We start from the raw sequence: 17,712 nt of genomic DNA on the forward strand, positions 1-17,712 counted from the left end.
TGTTTCAGGCAAGTGCGTCCCTGCCGGGCCGCCCCCACCCGGTCGCTACGCGACCACCCTCCCCCGCAGGGGGAGGGAGACGATTGTGCCCCCAAAGCAAAAACGCCCGCCTCCTTTCGGAAGCGGGCGTCCTTTTACCGGAAATCTCCGGCCTATTTCTTGGCGCGAGCCGTCGTTGCGGCGCGGGCGGGCTTGCGACCGCCCTGGCCCAGGCCCATCGACTTGGCCAGTTCCGAACGCGCCTTGGCGTAGTTCGGGGCGACCATGGGATAGTCTTTCGGCAGACCCCATTTGGCGCGGTAATCTTCGGGGCTCATGTCGTATTTGGTGCGCAGGTGGCGCTTCAACGACTTGAACTTGCGGCCGTCTTCCAGGCAGATCAGGAAGTCCGGCGCGATCGACTTGCGGATCGGCACGGCCGGTTCCTTGGGCTCGGGTTCGGCCTCGACCGGACCATTGGAAACACCCGACAGGGCGGCGTGAATATTGGCGATAAGCGCCGGCAGAGCCTCTGCCGAGACGGAGTTGTTGCCGACATAGGCCGACACGATGTCCGCAGTCATCTCTAGCAGTTCGGGCTTATCTTCCATTATCGACATCGCTTTCATGATCCATGTGCGCTCGACTGATTCTCCAGTCGAGACATCCCTATATCCTCATAGGGTTGTTTCCACTTGAAAGCAAACACGCGCCCAAGCGGTGCGATATGCACGTTACTGAAAATACATGTAGTGGTTAGGATCAGCGGCCGAAGTCTTCGGCCAGCACCATCATCGCCGCGCGTTCGGGCGCCGAATATTCGTCGACAGCATCATCCTCGCCGTCGCGTATGGCGCGCAGCAAGGACGGCGTCAAAGCCGACGACAAAGACCAGTTCCAGTATCGCAACACCGTCTGCGCCCGGTCGACCGCCAGCATCTCATAGGTGATCTGCACCCGCTCCCAGTCGGGATGAATCTTGCCGTCCGCCAGGGTCTCTGGCCGACGCATCGAGCGCCACAGATTGGTCAGGTCCACACGCGACATCCCCGTCGCCTTGCACAGGATCGCCAGCGGCTCCCCGCCCGGATCGCCCAGAAGCTTGGCCCCGGTCAGAGGCTTGACCCCCGCCAGAAAGGCGATCTCCGACGCCGTTTCGCGGGTCAGCCCGTCGCGCGCGGCGACCATGACCGCCTGTTCCAGACTGTCGAACGGGCTCTTTTCGATGGCGGCGCGGTTGCGTTGGCGGCGCTCGATGAACTGCAGCGCCTTGCGCGCCACCGGGTCGGCCCATCCCTCTTCGGCGGCCATGGGAAAGACGTCCTCGGACGCCTCCTGCATGACTTCGCGCGACACGGCGAACCGCTGCAGGATGGTGCGACGATCCTCGGATGCGCACCACCAGAACATGACATAGGCGCCCGACGGCCGAAGCTCTGGCCGTTTCAGCAACAGACCGCACAGGCCCGGCGATTGGCGGCTCAGGCCCACTACCGCCTCGATCCCGACCTGGGACAGCCGCGCGGTCTTGTTGCGCAGCACCGCCTCGATCACCTCCATCTCGCCGAACGAGAATAGGGTCTCGGTCACGATCTCGGACAGGCCGCGGCGCGCCGCGATCAGCAGGCGGTGCTCGAAACTGGCGTCGCGCGCACAGCCGACGATGTCGGCGTCGCTCAGAGACGCGCATTGTTCGATCAGCAGGCCCGCGATCTCCGCCTCGTCGCGCAGCAGCAGGCGCGCCACGCTGTTGGGCAGTTCGGCCAGCGGCGCCAGGCGCGAGGCGACCCGCCGGCGCTCCTCGCGCGACGCCAAACGCAGCATCTCGACCAGCAAGTCGCCGGTGACGGACCGCTCGAAGGCGTTGATCCGGCTGGCGGGAAGCGACACGACATCGGCCAGCCGCTTCAGCAGCGCACGGCGTGCGCGCAGCGGCGGTTGCGGCGTCGCCTCTTCCCCCATCATGGCTGATCGTTCGCCCATTGGCCCACTCTAGGCGCCAGCGGTTAACCGGGCGTGAGCCTTCAGCTCTTGTTGACCACCACCACGATGGCCAGGATCACGAAGGCCACAACCGCCAGGACGCGCGCGATCCACGGCGCGGCGACGAAGACGCCCAGCACAGTGAAGCCGCTCTTGACCGCCTCCGGCCGCGTCAGCGCCTGTTTGAACGTGCCGCCCGCACCGCCCCCATCACCTGCAATCGGATGACCGCAGTTGGGACAGGCGACGGCCGCCTCGGACACCTGGCGCGCGCAGGCGGGGCAAGACATCAGGGCCATGTTCAGCCTCCCGGTTTCGGGGTGATGCGGATTTCGACGCGGCGGTTCTTCTGACGCCCGTCGGGATCGTCCGAGCCGTCCGGCCTGGCGTTGGCGGCGACCGGCTGGCGTTCCCCGAACCCTTGCGCGCCCAGGGTGCGCCCGGCCTCGCGTTGCAGCCGCGCCGCCACCGCCCGCGCACGTCTCAGCGACAGGCCTTCGTTATAGGCGTCGTCGCCCTTGGCGTCGGTATGGCCGCCGATGCTGACCTGGGCGTCGGGATAGCTTTTCAGCAGTTCGCCCGCCCGCGTCAGCGCCGGCTCCGCGTCGGCCCGGATCGTCGCCTTGTCGAAGTCGAACAGCACGTCGGCGGGCAGGTCGATCACGATCACCCCGTCGCTGCGCCGCGCATTCAGCTCGGTCAGCAGGCTGCGCGTCGTCTCGACCCGTTCCGGCGCCACCTCGGACGAGACGAACACGCTTTCCAGTTCGCTGTCCGGCCCCGCCTTGGCGAAGCTGGACTGGGGCGCGGTCATGTCCTTCTCGAACGTCGAGATCGTGCCGATGGCGCTGCCGCTCATCAGCCGCACCGTCATGGCCGAGACCACGCCCGGCGTCAGACCGGCGGCCAACAGCGCCGCCGCCATGGCGGGCGCGTGCCGTCGCATCATCCCGCCGCTCCCGTCGGATTCTGGGCCGTCGGATTCTGGGCGGCCTGGGCCGTCAGCGGAATGGTCATTCGCAGGAACGGGCCGATGATGCTGTCCGAGGTCGAGCCTTCGTTGAACACCACCGAGATCTGGTTCACCCCGGACGGCACCGCGCCCATGAAGACCAGCCGGCCGTTCATCGTATCGCCCTTGACGATGTTCATATACGGATTGCCCTCGGGCGGCTTCAGACGAAGCTTCTGACCGTTGGGCAGTTCGACATAGGTCGCGTCGTTCGCCATCTTGACGCTGTTGGTCATGTCGCTGGCGAACGAGATGCTGACGTCCAGGATGGTGGCGTCCTCAGCCAGATCGACGTTCTTGACCCGCACCGTGGCGCCCACGTCCGTCACGCCCTGAACGTCCACCGGCACGTTGCGGATCTGGCGCGGCTGGGCGGTGACGGGGGTATTGGCGGCGGCTGCGGCCTGCTGCTCCGGCGACATCGACGGATCGACCGCCGCCTTGTCGTCATTGTTGGAACAGGCGGCGAGCGCCAGGGCCGAGGCCCCTGCGACGGCGATCAGGCGAAGGGCGGCGACAGTCATGAAACGCTCCGGCGTTGTTGATCCGCCGCGCGTCGCCCCTCATCCCAAGCGGAGCCGCACGCGCGTCCGGTATCGAACACGCGAGCGGCAGAAAGGCTCCGCTTACAAGCCTTCGAAAAGCGCCGTCGACAGGTAGCGTTCGGCGAAGGACGGGATGATGACCACGATGGTCTTGCCTGCATTCTCGTCTAGGGCTGCAAGCCTGAAGGCGGCGGTCAGGGCCGCGCCCGAGCTGATGCCGACGGGGATGCCTTCGACGCGGGCGGCCTTGCGCGCCATGTCGAAACTGTCGTCGTTCGACACCTGTTCGACCCCATCGACCACCGACGGATCGTAGATAGCGGGCGTGAAGCCGGCGCCGATGCCCTGGATCTTGTGCGGGCCGGGCGCGCCGCCCGACAGCACCGGCGAGGCCTCCGGCTCGACCGCGATCATTTTTACAGAAGACTTGCGCGCCTTCAGCGCCTGGCCCACGCCCGAGATGGTGCCGCCGGTGCCGACGCCGGCGATGACGATGTCCACCGCCCCGTCGGTGTCGTTCCAGATTTCCTCGGCCGTCGTCACCCGGTGGATGGCGGGGTTGGCCAGGTTCTCGAACTGCGACGGGCTGACCGAGTTCGGCGTGGTTTCCAGCAGTTCCTGCGCCCGCGCAATCGCGCCCTTCATACCCTTTTCGGCCGGGGTCAGCTCAAGCCGCGCGCCCAGCAGGGCCAGCATCTTGCGCCGTTCGATGGACATGCTCTCGGGCATGACCAGGATCAGCTTCAGCCCCTTGGCCGCCGCCACGAAGGCCAGGGCGATGCCGGTGTTGCCGCTGGTCGGCTCGATCAGCAGCGTGTCCTGATTGATCTTGCCCGCCTCCTGCAAGGCCTCGACCATGGCCACGCCGATCCGGTCCTTGACCGAGGCGATGGGGTTGAAGAACTCCAGCTTGGCCAGCACCGTGGCCTTGGCTCCATACTCAGCCGACAGACGCGGCAGGCGCACGATGGGGGTGTCGCCGATGGTGTCGACGATCGAGTCATAGACCTTGCCCCGGCCCTTCTTCAGGTGGCGGGACGCGTCGTAGCTGAAGTCGGTCATGGGAAGGTCTCCGTGAATCTGTGGCCCGCAACAGATAAGGCCTCGCCGCACCGCGCAAGGGGGCCAACGCGATCATTTCTGCGCGAGCCTTTCAGAGCGGCTATGTAGGCCTATACGACGCCGTCGCGCGAACCGAGATTTTCTTCCTTGCCCCATACCCGCCCGCCTTCCGACACCGGCCTGACGCCAGAGATCGCCGAACTGGTCGCGGAGGTGTACGCCGACACGGCCGCAGAGACCCAGATTCAGATGGACGATCCGGTCGCGCCAAAGGTCGAGGCGCCCCCGACGCCCGAGACTCGCTCCACGGCCGACGAGTTGCGCTATCGCCTCAAGCAGCAGTCGCTGCTGGCGCGGTTCGGCGAGTTGGCCCTGCGCGAGCGGGACCGCCAGGCCCTGCTCAACGCCGCCTGCGAGGTTTGCGCCGACGGACTTGAGACCCCGCTGTCCAAGGTGCTGATCCACAACGAGGCCCGCGACCGCCTGGTCCTGATCGCCGGCGTGGGCTGGAGCGGCGAGGTCGAGGGCCGCGCCTCGCTGGGCGTCGAGTTGGATTCGCCGGCCGGCTACGCCTTCCAGACCGGCAAGCCCCTGATCTCCAACCATCTGGACATCGAGGACCGGTTCCGCACGCCCAAACTGCTGGCCGACCACGGGGTGCGGCGCGCCATCAACGTGCTGATCCGGCCCGAACTGGACGGCGAACCCTGGGGCGTGCTTGAGGTCGACAGCCCCGACGAGGGCCAGTTCGACGCCCGCGACGCCCTGTTCCTGGACGCCTTCGCCGCCGTCGTCGGCGCCGCCATCGCCCGCCAGCAGACCGAGCAGCGGCTGCTGGCCGCCATCGAACACCAGGCCCTGCTGACGCGCGAGGTCAGCCACCGCGTCAAGAACAGCCTGTCCCTGGTCTCCAGCCTGCTGTCGATGCAGGCGCGCGGCGCCGCGTCGGACGACGTGCGCGCCGCCCTGGCCACGGCCGGATCGCGCATCCAGGCCATCAGCCAGGTCCACGACCAGCTGTGGCGCGGCGCCGACGTCCAGACCGTGATCCTGTCCGACTTCCTGTGCCAGCTGTGCGAGGCTATCGACACCGGCAGCGATCGTCACGTCATCACCTGCGAGGCCTCCGACGCGCCGCTGGGCGCCGACATCGCCATTCCGCTGGGCCTGATCGTCAACGAACTGGTCACCAACGCCATCAAATACGCCTATGGCCCCGAGGGCGGCGCCATCGCCGTGACCGGCCGGATCGCGGACGGACGCCTGACGGTGACGGTGGCGGACCAGGGCAAGGGCTTCGACCTGATCGCCGCCCGCACCGACCGCAGCCTGGGCATGCGCGTGATCGACAGCCTGGTGCGCCAGATCGGCGGGACTATCGTGAACCAGGCCCCAGACGCCGGGGAAGGCGAAGGCGTCGGCGCCATCCTGGTGGTCGAGGCCTCGGCGACCTAGGTCCGCCCCTAGAACTCTTCCCAGCCGTCGGCCTGCACTGTCGGCGCCACGGCCGCGCCGCCGCGACCGACCGTCTTCATCGCCGTGACCGTGCGCGGTGCGGCGGGTGCGGTCTGTTTCGCCGGGGCCGGGCGCGCGGCCTGGCCTTGAGGCGCCCCGACCTTGAAGCGGGCGACCGCCGCGTTCAGGCTGTCGGCTTCCTGCGACAGCGAGTGGCTGGCGGCGGTGGATTGCTCGACCATGGCGGCGTTCTGCTGGGTCATCTGGTCCATCTGGTTGACCGCCGTATTGACCTCCTGAAGCCCCGTAGCCTGTTCGGCGGCCGAGCCCGAGATGTCGGTCACCAGGGTTTCGATCTGGGCGACATGGGCCGCGATCCGCTCCAGGCTGGCGCCGGTCTCGCCGACCAGACGCACGCCCGATCCCACCTGGTTCGCGGACTGGGTGATCAGGGACTTGATCTCCTTGGCGGCCTGGGCCGACCGTTCGGCCAGCGCCCGAACCTCGGAGGCGACGACGGCGAAGCCGCGCCCGCTCTCGCCCGCCCGCGCGGCCTCGACCCCGGCGTTCAGGGCCAGCAGATTGGTCTGGAAGGCGATCTCGTCGATGACGCCGATGATCTGGCCGATCTCGTTGGACGACCGTTCGATCTCGCCCATGGCCGTGATGGCCTCGCGAACGACGGCGCCGCTCTTGTCGGCGTCGCCCCGCGCAGCTTGAACGGCGCCGGCGGCCTGAACGGCGCCCGCAGCGGTCGCCCGCACGGTGGCGGTGATCTGGTCCAGGGCGGCGGCGGTCTCTTCCAGAGACGCGGCCTGTTGTTCGGTGCGGCGCGACAGGTCGTCGGCGGCCTGGGCGATCTCTCCGGCGCCGGCGTTGATGGCCCCGGCGTTGAAGGCGATCGAACCGATGGCCTCCTGCAATCCGTCCAGGGCGGCGTTGAAGTTGGCGCGCAGGCGCTCATAGGCCGCCGGGAAAGGCTGAACCAGGCGGAAGGTCAGGTCGGCGCCGGCCAGGGCGTCCAGCCCCTGCCCCAGTCCATCGACCACCGCCGCCTGTTCGCGCGCGGCGGCCTGACGCGACTGATCGCCGGCCATCCGGTCCTCGTCCTCCTTCAGGCGTTGCTGCTCGGCTTGGGCCGCCTGGGCCTCGGCGCGCGCGACGATCAGGGCCTGGATATCGACCACGGCCCGCGCGATGTCGCCGACCTCGTCCTTGCGCCGCGCCTCGCTCAGTTGCACACCGGTCTTGCCCTGGGCCATCGCCCGCAGGTCTGCGGTCAGCCGCCGGATCGGCGCCACCACGCCCCGCACCCCGCCCAGGATCAGGCCGATGCTGATCAGCAGGCTGACGATCATGGCCGCGATCATGACGATCCGTCCGTTGTTCGCTTCGGTCTCGGCGGCGTCGTGATTGCGCACAGCAGCGGCCTCGATCTTGTCGGCGGCGGCGCTCATCGCGGTTTCCAGCGCGGTGAACTGGTTCTGGAACGACGGCATCTCTTCTTGAGCCGCCGCACGGTCGCTCGCGGCCACGTCGACGGCATGGGCCGCCGCCGCGATATAGGTCTTCAACGGCGCCTCGACCGCCTTCAGAACCGCCTGAATGTCAGGGTCGGTCGCCAGGGCCGTATTGTCCGCGATGGACTTCTCGAAAATCTCGCGATGGTCCGCCAGGTCCGCCCTGACATCGTCGATCGACACGCCGTTGGCGGGGTCGGACGCCAGCAAGGCGCCGTACACATCCGCCCGCAAGGCGTCGTGCATCATGTCCGCCTGCATATGATTGCGCAGGATGTCCGACGACACCGAGGCCCGGTCCAGCGCGCCGCTCAACTGGGTATTCATCATCAGGCCGACCCCGGCCGTGCCCACGGACAGGACCAGCACACCGATACCGGTCGCGGTCACCTTCTTGCCGATCGTCCAGCCCATGGTCGTCCACTCCCCGTGCGACATTGTGAAACGGTGATACTCGAACTGTGGTTAAGGGTTTGTTGTCCTTCCAATTCAGGGCGTAAGCGCGATCTTCATCTTCTGAGATTACACCGGTCTGCAACACAGAACGGATGTATGGCCATGCAGAACGCTAAGCGCCCACTCATGAAACCCCTTGTCGCAGCGGCCGCCGTCGGCGCCTTCTGCCTCGCCGGACCGGCCGCCGCGCGCGTCGCCGATCCGGTCTGGACGGTGTCGGCGGAATATACGGCCGACGTCTCCGGCGTGGTCTCGGGCGGCGCCTCGCGCGCAGGCCGGTATCTGGACAATCTGTCGGTCCAACTGGACGGCGACCTGGAGCAGGCCGTCGGCTGGCGTGGCGCACGGCTGCATGTGTCGGGCCTCTATAACGGCGGCGGCGAGCCGAACGCTCTCGCCGGCACCCTACAGGGCGTCGACAATATCGAGGTGGGTCAGCAGGGCGCCCGCCTGTTCGAGGCCTGGATCGAACAGGACCTGGGCGGATCGGCCTCGCTGCTGGCGGGCCTATATGACCTCAACAGCGAGTTCTACGCCACCGAGGCGTCCGGCCTGCTGATTGCGCCGCCGTTCGGCATCGGGTCGGAGCTTGCATCGACCGGCCCCAACGGCCCGGCCATCTTCCCGTCGTCGTCGCTGGCGGCGCGGCTTCGCGTGGGCGACAGCGATGCGCTGTATGGCCAGGTCGCGGTCGTCAACGCCGACGCCCGGACCCTGGGCGACCACGGCGGGGTCGATACCACCCTGGACGAAGGGGTGCTGGGCATCGCCGAGGCGGGCATGGGCGGACCCGTCCGCTACGCCCTGGGCGTCTGGCGCTATGACCAGCGTCAGGACGACATCCGCGACCTGACGCCCGCCGGCGACCCCGCGCACAGCCTGGCCCAAGGCGCCTATGCGCTCGCCGAGGGCCGCATCTACGGCGCCGCCGCCCCGGACGGTCTACAGATCGACGCCTTCGCGCGCCTGGGCCTGTCGGACGGCGACACAACCGACTTCAAGGGCGGCTGGCAGGCCGGCGTCCTGATGCGCCAGGTCTTCGCCGCACGCCCCGACAGCCAGCTTTCCTTCGGCCTGCATCAGGGATGGCTGTCGGACAAGGCCCGCGCCAATTTCGCCGACACCGGCCTGGATCCCGCCCGCCACGAGGAGGGACTGGAACTGACCTATGCCGACACCATCGGCCGGTTCGGCATCCAGCCCGACATCCAGCTGATCCGCAATCCCGGCGGCCTGCGCGACGCCGACAATGTGGTCGTGGTCTCGCTGCGCGTCACCGTGCCCCTGTTCTGAGGCCTCAACGCTCCAGCACCGCCCGCCCCGGATCGAAGCCGACCACCTCGCGGATGACGATCATGCTCTTGAAGCCGCGCACGCCCTTTTCGGGGATCAGTTCGCGGATGCCGAACACCTCGTAGTCCTGCATCGAGCGGACGGCGACGGTCAGCAGATAGTCGGTCTCGCCCGTCACGTCCCAGGCCCCCTGCACCTCGGGGCTGGCCTTCATGGCGCGCTGAAAGGCCTCCATCACCTTGCGGTCCTGGGTGTTCATCTCGACTTGGACGTGCAGGACGATGCGCGGCTCGACCCTGGCAGGATCGATCACGGCGACGTCGGCGGCGATGACCCCCTCGGCTCGCAGGCGACGCAGGCGGCGCAGCACGGCGGATTCCGACAGGCCCACCGCATCGGCCGTCACCCGCGCGGGCTCCAGATTGTTGCGCCGGACCCGCGCCAGCAGCCGATGGTCGAAATCGTCGAGGGTGACGAAATTCGTCATTGGATGGCCTTTCGTGACGATTTCAGGCGCATTCAAGCGGAAAATCGCCGGGAAGCGCAAGCGGCATTCGGCTACTTATCCACCATGACTTCCGTGGCCCTGAAACAGCATCTGACCTCGCCCCTGGCGCTGCGCCTGATCCCCTATCTGGCGCTGTTCGCGGGCATGGTCACGCTGGCGGGCGGCACCTCCTTCGCCAAGACCCTGTTCCCGATCATCGGGGCGGAGGGGACGTCGGCCTATCGCGTCGGGATTTCGGCCCTGGTGCTGGTCGCCGTGGTCCGGCCGTGGCGGTTCCGTCTGGCCCGCGCCGACCTGGGCGCCATCGCGCTTTACGGGGTCGTGTTGGGGGCGATGAACCTCAGCTTCTACATGTCGCTGCGCACCATTCCCCTGGGCCTGGCCATCGCCATCGAGTTCATGGGACCGCTGACCCTGGCCCTGATCCATTCGAGAAAGCCCATCCATTTCGTCTGCATCGGGTTCGCGGTCGTGGGCCTGGGCCTGCTGCTGCCGCTCAAGGCCGGAGCCGGGGCGCTGGACCCGGTCGGCATGGCGCTGGCCGCCTTCGCCGGCCTGTGCTGGGCGCTGTATATCGTGTTCGGCAAACGGCTGTCGCACATCCATGCGGGCCAGTCGGTGGCGCTCGGCATGACGATCGCGGCGTTCGTCGTCGTGCCGTTCGGCGTGGCCCATGCCGGCGCGGCCCTGCTGAACCCGGCCATCATCCTGGCCGGCGTGGCGGTGGCGATCTTCTCAAGCGCCCTGCCCTATTCGCTGGAGATGGTGGCACTGCGCAGCATCCCCAAACGCACCTTCGGCGTCGTGCTAAGCGCCGAACCGGCCGTCGGCGCCCTTGCCGGTCTGTTGATCCTGCACGAACACCTGACCGGCCAGCAATGGCTCGCCATCGCCGCCATCGTCGCCGCCTCGGTCGGGGCGATCGCGACGACGCGGGAACCCAAGATCGCGGTGGAGCCCAGCGCGCTCTAAAACTCCGTCCAATCCTGGGTCGGCGCGGAGGCCGAGCCCCCGCCGCCCGCATAGGCGCGGATGCGGGCGCGTTCGCGGGCCAGGGGGACGGGGCCGGAACCCTGCGACAGGTCGTGGACCCGCGTCTGAACCGGCGCCTCGCCCGTGTCGAACCGTTCGACCAGCTGGGCCAACTGCTCGGTCTCGGTCTTCAGGCTCATGGCGGCGGCCGTGGTTTCCTCGACCATCGCCGCATTCTGTTGCGTCACCTGATCCATCTGATTGACGGCGCTGTTGACCTGGCTCAGGCCCGTGGCCTGTTCCTGGGCCGAGGCCGCGATTTCGGAGATCAGGGCGTCCATTTCCGCCACCTTGATCGCGATGGCCGACAGGGCCGACCCCGTCTCGTTGACCAGCTGCACCCCTTGCGCCACCTCGTGGCCCGAGGTGGTGATCAGGGTCTTGATCTGTTTCGCCGCCTCCGCCGAACGCTGGGCCAGGGCGCGCACTTCGGACGCGACGACCGCGAAACCCCGCCCCGCCTCGCCCGCCCGCGCCGCCTCGACCCCGGCGTTCAGCGCCAGCAGATTGGTCTGGAAGGCGATCTCGTCGATCACGCCGATGATGTCGCTGATCTGGGTCGAGCTGCGCTTGATACCGTCCATCGCCGCGATGGCCTGACGCACCACCTCGCCCGAGCGGTCGGCCTCGGCCCGCGCACCCACGGCAGCCGAGGAGGCCTGTTTTGCCCCGTCCGCGCTGCGTTTCACCGTGGCGGTGATCTGGTCCAGAGCCGCCGCCGTCTCTTCCAGACTGGCGGCCTGCTGTTCGGTGCGGCGCGACAGGTCGTCCGACGCGCTGGAGATTTCGCTGACCCCGCCTCTCAGGCCCGCGACGGCCTGCAACGCCTGACCCAGGGTCTGGCGCAGGCTTTCCACGGCGGCGTTATAGTCGTCGCGCACCCGGATATGCGCGCCCTGCACCGGCGCCTCGATCCGCGCCGTCAGGTCGCCCGCCGACAGCCGCGCCAGGGCCCCCGCCAGGGCCTCGACCAGCAGGTTCTGCGCCTGCTCCGCCTCGATCCGCTGCGTCTCGCGGCGCGCGGCCTCCTGCTCCTCAGCCGTGATGTCGATGGCCAGCTTGATGACTTTCGTGGGCCGCCCGTCGGGACCGAAGACCGGGTTGTAGGAGGCCTGGAGCCAGACCTCCCGCCCGCCCTTGGCCAACCGCCGGAACTTGCGCGCCAGGAACTGACCCGCGTTCAGATCGCGCCAAAAGGCGGCGTAGTCGGGCGAGGCGGCCTCTGCCGGGTCCATGAACTGGCGGTGATGCGTCCCCCGGATTTCTTCGAGGCTATAGCCCATGGTGGTCAGCAGGTTCTGGTTGGCGTCGATGATGGTGCCGTCCAGATTGAACTCGATCACCGCCTGGGATCGGCCGATGGCGGCCATCTTGCCGTCCAGGTCGATCAGCCGATCCTGCATATCTAGCGATTTACGTTTACGCGCGAACATAGGCACAACCCCTTCGCAATCGGCCGGCCATCGCCCGCTTCAGTTGTAAGATTAACATCCTAATTGGTTTCGAAAGTCTTTCGCCCAAAAGTTGCAAACCGTAAACAGGTCCCGCAAAGGCCAAGGTTGAATCCGACCCCGAACTTCACCGCTCGTTAACCACGATGGCGCATCTCTCAACCCCTGTTCCTGGGGTCTGTTTTTGCGCAATCTCGTCGCCGCCGTCGAAGCGATCGATCCGCTGGTCGTGACCGGCAAGGTCGCGGGCGTGTCGGGCCTGCTGATCGAGTCGCGCGGCGGCCTGTCGCGTCTCGCCGTCGGCGCCCGCGCCGAGATCAGCCGACGCGGCCATTCCCCCCTGCCCGCCGAGGTCGTCGGTTTCCGCGATTCCAAGGCGTTGCTGATGCCGTTCGGCCCGGTCGAGGGCGTGGCCCCCGGCGCCGACATCCGCATCATCGACCAGGCCGCCAGCGTGCGCCCCACCACCGCCTGGCTGGGCCGGATCATCGACGCCTTCGGCCAGCCCATCGACGGCAAGGGACCATTGCCCCAGGGACCGGCTCCCTACCCCTTGCGCGCCCCGCCGCCCCCCGCCCATTCGCGCGGGCGTGTGGGCGAGCGTCTGGACCTGGGCGTTCGGGCCATGGACGTCTTCACCACCACCTGCCGGGGCCAGCGCCTGGGCATCTTCGCCGGTTCGGGCGTGGGCAAGTCGGTGCTGCTGTCCATGCTGGCCAAACAGGCGACCTGCGACGCCGTCGTGGTCGGCCTGATCGGCGAACGGGGCCGGGAAGTGCGCGAGTTCGTGGAAGAGACCCTGGGCGAAGAGGGGCTGAAACGCGCCGTCGTCGTGGTCGCCACCTCGGACGAGCCGGCCCTGAAACGCCGCCAGTCGGCCTATATGACCATGGCCATCGCCGAATATCTGCGCGACCAGGACCTGGAGGTGCTGTGCCTGATGGACAGCGTCACCCGCTTCGCCATGGCCCAGCGCGAGATCGGCCTGGCGGCAGGCGAGCCGCCGACCACCAAGGGCTACACCCCCACCGTCTTCACCGAACTGCCCAAGCTCTTAGAGCGGGCCGGCCCTGGCCCGGTGCGGCCCGACGGCACGACGGCGGCGCCCATCACCGCCCTGTTCACCGTGCTGGTGGACGGCGGCGACCATGACGAGCCCATCGCCGACGCCGTTCGCGGTATTCTGGACGGCCACATCGTCATGGACCGCAAGATCGCCGAACGCGGCCGCTTCCCCGCCATCGACGTGCTGAAGTCCGTCAGCCGCACCATGCCCACCTGCCAGACCCCGCCCGAGCGCGAGCTGAACAAGCGCGCCCGCCAGTGCCTGTCGGCCTATGCCAATATGGAAGAGCTGATCAAGATCGGCGCCTACCGCTCCGGCGCCGATCCCATCGTGGACCGCGCCATCGCGCTGAACCCCGCGCTGGAAGATTTCCTGGGTCAGGACAAGGACGATCACACCCGTCTTTCCGATTCCTTTACCCGGCTGGAGCACATCCTCAATCAAGGCATGATCAGAGAGTGACGACGAAATGACCGCTTGGGCCCAATCCCTGATCCGCATCTCCAACTACGAGGTCGAGACGCTGCAGAAGCGCCTGGCCGAGATCACCGAACGCCGCGCCAACGCCGAGATCCGCATCGCCGTCCTGGACGCCGAGGCCGAGGGCGAACGCAATCGCGCCCGCATGGACGCCGAGGCCGGCATGATGCTGGGCGCCTATCTGAACGGCTGGAAATCCCGCAAGGCCAAGGCCGAAGGCGACCTGACCGTGCTGGACGCCGAGGAAGCCGGCGCCCGCGACGCCCTGACCGGAGCCTTCGAAGAGCTGAAGAAGTTCGAACACGTCGCCGAGACCACCCGCCTCAGCCAGCTGGTCGCCATCGCCAAGCGCGAAACCGCCGCCTTCGACGAACTGGGCCTGCGGAAACGTGCGGTCTGACACCCGTCAGATTTCTCCCTCCCCCTGCGGGGGAGGGACGTCGCGCAGCGACGGGGTGGGGGCGGCAGGGCGCCGTCGCACGGATTTAAGACAAGACAGGTCCGTGGGACCTTGCCTGGCCCGCCCCACCCGGCGTCGGCTACGCCTCCGCCCCCCTCCCCCGCAGGGGGAGGGAAAATAGAATGTCGATCTCCCGCCGCACCATCCTCGCCTCATCTCTGGCTCTGCCCCTCGTCGCCTGCGACCGTTTCGCCTCGGCCGAGCCGACGCCGCCCAACGTCCCGCCGCTGAAATCCCTGATCCCCTGCCCGGTCGGGACCTGCATCAAGGCCAGCCATATCGACGACCCGGCCTGGGTCACGCTTGCCCGCGCCAACGTCTCCCAGCTCACGCCCGAGTGGGAGATGAAGATGGAATACATCCTGGCCAACGGCCTGGACCGGCCCAACTTCGACCGCACCGACCGCATCGCCGCCTTCGCCCAATCCAACGGCATGGCGATGCACGGCCACACCCTCATCTGGTATTCGCAAGGCCAGGAAGCCTTCGCCGGCCTGGACGACGCCGCCTTCGACCGCGCCTTCGACGGCTATATCGCCACGGTCGCCGGTCGCTATCGCGGCAAGGTCCGCAGCTGGGATGTGGTCAACGAGCCGATCCTGGACGACGGCTCGGCCATGCGCGACTGCCACTGGAGCGCCCGCTACGGCCACGACGGCTATATCCTGCGCGCCTTCGAAAAGGCCCGGATCGCCGATCCGCAAGCCCTGCTGTTCCTGAACGAATACAATCAGGAAAGCGTCCCGGCCAAAGGCGCGCAGTTCCTGAAACTGGTCGAACGCCTGCTGAAGGCCGGCTGTCCGCTGCAGGGCCTGGGCCTGCAATCCCACCTGTGGATCGACATCCCAGAAGGCGTCATCGCCGCCTATATGCGCGAGGTCGCCCAGTTCGGCCTGCCGATCCACGTGTCTGAGCTGGACTGCACCCTGCGCACCGAAAACCGGCTGGATCTGCGCAGTCAAGCCGAACGGATCGCCGCCCAGGGCGCCCGCGTCACCGAACTGGCCTCGGCCTTCGCCGCCCTGCCCGAGGCCCAGCAGTTCGCCTTCACCGCCTGGGGCCTGCGCGACACCGACAGCTGGTATCGCCAGGGCGAGAAGGACGACGGCAAGGACAAGCCCCTGCCCTTCGACAGCTTCGGCCGCCCCAATCCGATGGCGGCGGCCCTGGCGGCGGGGTTTAAGACGCCCGCCTGAAGAAATCAGCCGGGCCTGCATCCAGAACACTCGCTCGACGCCTCTCTGTTGAAGCGTCACCGTGACGCGCTCCAGGAGACCGCCCTTGCCCCAGTTCCTTCCAGCCCGTCGTCGTAGCGCGGTCCTGCTGGTCGCCTTCAGCGCGCTGGCGTTTGCGGTCGGTCCCGTCGCGGCCCAGGACGTCGCGCGCATGGATCAGGTCGTGCGCGCCTCCAGCGAGGCCGACGCCTTTTCCGGGGCCGTTCTGGTCGCGCGCGACGGGCGTATCCTGCTGGATCAGGGCTATGGCCTGGCCAATCGGGAGTGGAACATTCCCAACGACGGCGACACCAAGTTCCGCCTCGGTTCGCTGACCAAACAGTTCACCGCCGTCGCGATCATGATCCTGAACCAGCAGGGCAAGGCCGATCTGGATGCGCCGATCAAGACCTGGCTGCCCCAGGCGCCGGCCGCCTGGGACGCAGTAACGGTGCGGCATCTGCTGAACCACACGGCGGGCATCCCCAACTTCACCGCCTTCCCCGATTATGAGGCGCTGAAAACCCGACCGGCGACCACGGCCGAGTTGATCGCCCGGTTCAGCGGACGGCCGCTGGATTTCGCGCCCGGCGCGCGGTTCGCCTATTCCAACTCGGGCTATATCCTGTTGAGCACGATCATCGAGGCGGCCAGCGGACAGACCTACGCCGATTTCGTCACCGCCGAACTGTTCGCCCCGCTGGGCATGACCGACAGCGGCTATGACCGCCACGACGCCATCCTGCCCCGCCGCGCCTCCGGCTATGCGCCGGGCGCAACCGGCGTGGTCAACGCCGACTATGTCGACATGAGCATTCCGACCGGCGCCGGCGCCCTGTATTCGACCACCCACGACCTGCTGAAGTGGGAGCAGGGCCTGTTCGGCGGCCGGGTGCTAAACCCCCAGTCGATGACCGCCCTGACCACGCCCGTCCGAAACAGCTACGCCATGGGGCTGATGGTTTCCGAGGCCGACGGCAAAAAGCTGGTCTGGCACAATGGCGCCATCGAGGGCTTCAACACCTATATGGCCTATGATCCGGGCGACCGAACCGCCGTCATCGTCCTGGGCAATCTGAACGGCGAGGCCCCGGACAAGCTGGGCGCCGCCCTGGTCACCCTGGCGCGCGGCGGGACCGTCACCCTGGCCAGCGAGCGGCGCGCCGTCGCGCTCTCGCCCCAGGCGCTGCAGGCCTATGAGGGCGTCTATAATCTGGCCCCGACCTTCGCCCTGACCATTTCGGTCGTAGACGGCAAACTGATGGCCCAGGCCAGGGGCCAGCCCGCCTTCGAACTGACGGCCGAGGCCGAGGACGCCTTCTTCCTGACCGCCATCGACGCCCAGATCACCTTCACCCGCGACACGGCCGGCGCGGTCGATGGGCTGGTTCTGCACCAGGGCGGCCGCAACATGCCGGCCAAGCGGCAGTAGGGTCGCAGGCGGCGGCGTTCGACGCGTGAGTTGAAATTTCACGCTTTCACGTCTATGTTGAAAGTCCAACCTGATGAGGTGAGAACTCCCTCCTCACACACTCCGTCTCACGACGGCGTAAAGTAGGCGAAAGCCGAAAGAGATGCGGGACCTTGGGAACCCGCCTTCAGATTGGAAAAGAGGCCCTGCCATCGGCGGGGCCTTTTGCTTATGTGGGCAGCCAGTAGCCCTTGGCGACGCGGCCATCCAGATCGTGCTGCGAGACCCGATAGGTGCTGGCGACGACATATCGCCCCTGCTCGTCCGGCTTCAGCTTTATCGCCACCAGCAGGATCGCTTTTGCGACGGCGATGCGGCGGACCATGACGAAGCCCTCGCGATCCTTCGGCCCCTGCCCAACCCAATCGGGCGCCTGGAGGATCTGGCCGATGTGTCGAATGCAGAGCGCATAATCGGCAGGATGCCGATCTTCCGCATGTTCCTGAGCCGATGCGGAGAAATGAACGGGACCAGGGCGCAGAGACCAACCCATCGCGTCGTTGACGAGGCTGACCGCCAATGGACCGCAATCGATCGGCTTGTATTTGGCCATCATCCCTTTCGGAGATCGAGATCAGCCGAACGTGGCCCCGACAGATATTTCAGATTGTGGCCGTCGCAGCGCCGGACGTCAACCATCGCGATTCCGGCTCAATCGATGACCTCGACGCCGAAACGCAAAACGCCCGCCGTTGCCGGCGAGCGTTTCAAACTTGCGGAACCTC

17 protein-coding genes are annotated in these 17,712 nt (G+C 67.5%); 7 read left to right on the plus strand and 10 right to left on the minus strand.

Annotation, left to right across the window (positions count from 1 at the left end; translation table 11 throughout):
* Window positions 1-152: 152 nt before the first annotated feature.
* From ACQY72_RS06405 to cysK, 6 genes are all read right to left on the minus strand, one after another.
* A complete protein-coding gene (locus ACQY72_RS06405) occupies window positions 153-590 on the minus strand; it encodes a MucR family transcriptional regulator (RefSeq protein ID WP_159845967.1) in 438 nt (145 codons plus the stop codon).
* Between the two features lie 151 nt (window positions 591-741).
* The gene (locus ACQY72_RS06410; protein WP_428156411.1) at window positions 742-1,962 is read right to left on the minus strand and encodes a DUF2336 domain-containing protein; all 1,221 of its coding nucleotides are present in this window, start codon (window positions 1,960-1,962) and stop codon (window positions 742-744) included.
* A 41-nt stretch (window positions 1,963-2,003) separates the two neighbouring features.
* Window positions 2,004-2,261 (minus strand): hypothetical protein, encoded by a 258-nt coding sequence (locus tag ACQY72_RS06415; protein ID WP_428156412.1) that lies wholly within the window; start codon window positions 2,259-2,261, stop codon window positions 2,004-2,006.
* 2 nt (window positions 2,262-2,263) lie between these two features.
* Window positions 2,264-2,911, minus strand: coding sequence for an OmpA family protein (locus ACQY72_RS06420; protein ID WP_428156413.1), 648 nt, complete (start codon window positions 2,909-2,911; stop codon window positions 2,264-2,266).
* Entirely contained in the window at window positions 2,908-3,498 is a 591-nt protein-coding gene (locus tag ACQY72_RS06425) for a hypothetical protein (protein WP_428156414.1), read from the minus strand. The genes ACQY72_RS06420 and ACQY72_RS06425 overlap by 4 nt, the downstream gene beginning before the upstream one ends.
* A 102-nt stretch (window positions 3,499-3,600) precedes the next feature.
* Complete coding sequence (gene cysK / locus ACQY72_RS06430; RefSeq protein ID WP_428156415.1) at window positions 3,601-4,581, minus strand: cysteine synthase A; 981 nt, start codon at window positions 4,579-4,581, stop codon at window positions 3,601-3,603.
* Window positions 4,582-4,728: 147 nt separating this feature from the next.
* Here cysK and ACQY72_RS06435 point away from each other — a divergent pair, with 147 nt between their 5' ends.
* Window positions 4,729-6,036, plus strand: coding sequence for a sensor histidine kinase (locus tag ACQY72_RS06435; protein ID WP_428156416.1), 1,308 nt, complete (start codon window positions 4,729-4,731; stop codon window positions 6,034-6,036).
* Between the two features lie 8 nt (window positions 6,037-6,044).
* Here the strand turns inward: ACQY72_RS06435 and ACQY72_RS06440 are convergent, their stop codons facing one another.
* Window positions 6,045-7,970 (minus strand): methyl-accepting chemotaxis protein, encoded by a 1,926-nt coding sequence (locus tag ACQY72_RS06440; protein WP_428156417.1) that lies wholly within the window; start codon window positions 7,968-7,970, stop codon window positions 6,045-6,047.
* 168 nt (window positions 7,971-8,138) lie between these two features.
* Between ACQY72_RS06440 and ACQY72_RS06445 the strand changes: the two genes are divergently transcribed.
* The gene (locus ACQY72_RS06445) at window positions 8,139-9,305 is read left to right on the plus strand and encodes a carbohydrate porin (RefSeq protein WP_428156418.1); all 1,167 of its coding nucleotides are present in this window, start codon (window positions 8,139-8,141) and stop codon (window positions 9,303-9,305) included.
* 4 nt (window positions 9,306-9,309) lie between these two features.
* Here ACQY72_RS06445 and ACQY72_RS06450 read toward each other — a convergent pair whose 3' ends face one another.
* Complete coding sequence (locus ACQY72_RS06450) at window positions 9,310-9,792, minus strand: Lrp/AsnC family transcriptional regulator (protein ID WP_428156419.1); 483 nt, start codon at window positions 9,790-9,792, stop codon at window positions 9,310-9,312.
* A gap of 84 nt (window positions 9,793-9,876) precedes the next feature.
* Here ACQY72_RS06450 and ACQY72_RS06455 point away from each other — a divergent pair, with 84 nt between their 5' ends.
* On the plus strand, window positions 9,877-10,785 hold the full coding sequence (locus ACQY72_RS06455; RefSeq protein ID WP_428156420.1) for an EamA family transporter: 909 nt from the start codon (window positions 9,877-9,879) through the stop codon (window positions 10,783-10,785).
* Here ACQY72_RS06455 and ACQY72_RS06460 read toward each other — a convergent pair.
* A complete protein-coding gene (locus ACQY72_RS06460; protein WP_428156421.1) occupies window positions 10,782-12,248 on the minus strand; it encodes a methyl-accepting chemotaxis protein in 1,467 nt (488 codons plus the stop codon). The two genes, ACQY72_RS06455 and ACQY72_RS06460, sit on opposite strands and share 4 nt — an antisense overlap.
* A gap of 232 nt (window positions 12,249-12,480) precedes the next feature.
* On the opposite strand from ACQY72_RS06460, the gene fliI reads away from it, so the two are divergent.
* From fliI to ACQY72_RS06480, 4 genes are all read left to right on the plus strand, one after another.
* Window positions 12,481-13,824, plus strand: a complete 1,344-nt coding sequence (fliI, locus tag ACQY72_RS06465) for a flagellar protein export ATPase FliI (RefSeq protein WP_428156422.1) — start codon at window positions 12,481-12,483, stop codon at window positions 13,822-13,824.
* A gap of 7 nt (window positions 13,825-13,831) precedes the next feature.
* Window positions 13,832-14,242 (plus strand): flagellar export protein FliJ, encoded by a 411-nt coding sequence (locus tag ACQY72_RS06470; RefSeq protein ID WP_428156423.1) that lies wholly within the window; start codon window positions 13,832-13,834, stop codon window positions 14,240-14,242.
* A gap of 182 nt (window positions 14,243-14,424) precedes the next feature.
* Window positions 14,425-15,498 (plus strand): endo-1,4-beta-xylanase, encoded by a 1,074-nt coding sequence (locus ACQY72_RS06475; RefSeq protein ID WP_428156424.1) that lies wholly within the window; start codon window positions 14,425-14,427, stop codon window positions 15,496-15,498.
* A gap of 85 nt (window positions 15,499-15,583) precedes the next feature.
* Complete coding sequence (locus tag ACQY72_RS06480) at window positions 15,584-16,948, plus strand: serine hydrolase (RefSeq protein ID WP_428156425.1); 1,365 nt, start codon at window positions 15,584-15,586, stop codon at window positions 16,946-16,948.
* 208 nt (window positions 16,949-17,156) lie between these two features.
* On the opposite strand, the gene ACQY72_RS06485 is transcribed toward ACQY72_RS06480, so the two are convergent.
* Window positions 17,157-17,540 carry a hypothetical protein gene (locus tag ACQY72_RS06485; protein ID WP_428156426.1) on the minus strand — a complete coding sequence of 128 codons (384 nt, stop codon included), beginning with the start codon at window positions 17,538-17,540 and terminating at the stop codon, window positions 17,157-17,159.
* Window positions 17,541-17,712 lie beyond the last annotated feature (172 nt).

Source organism: Brevundimonas sp., from assembly GCF_965279155.1.
Taxonomy (GTDB): domain Bacteria; phylum Pseudomonadota; class Alphaproteobacteria; order Caulobacterales; family Caulobacteraceae; genus Brevundimonas.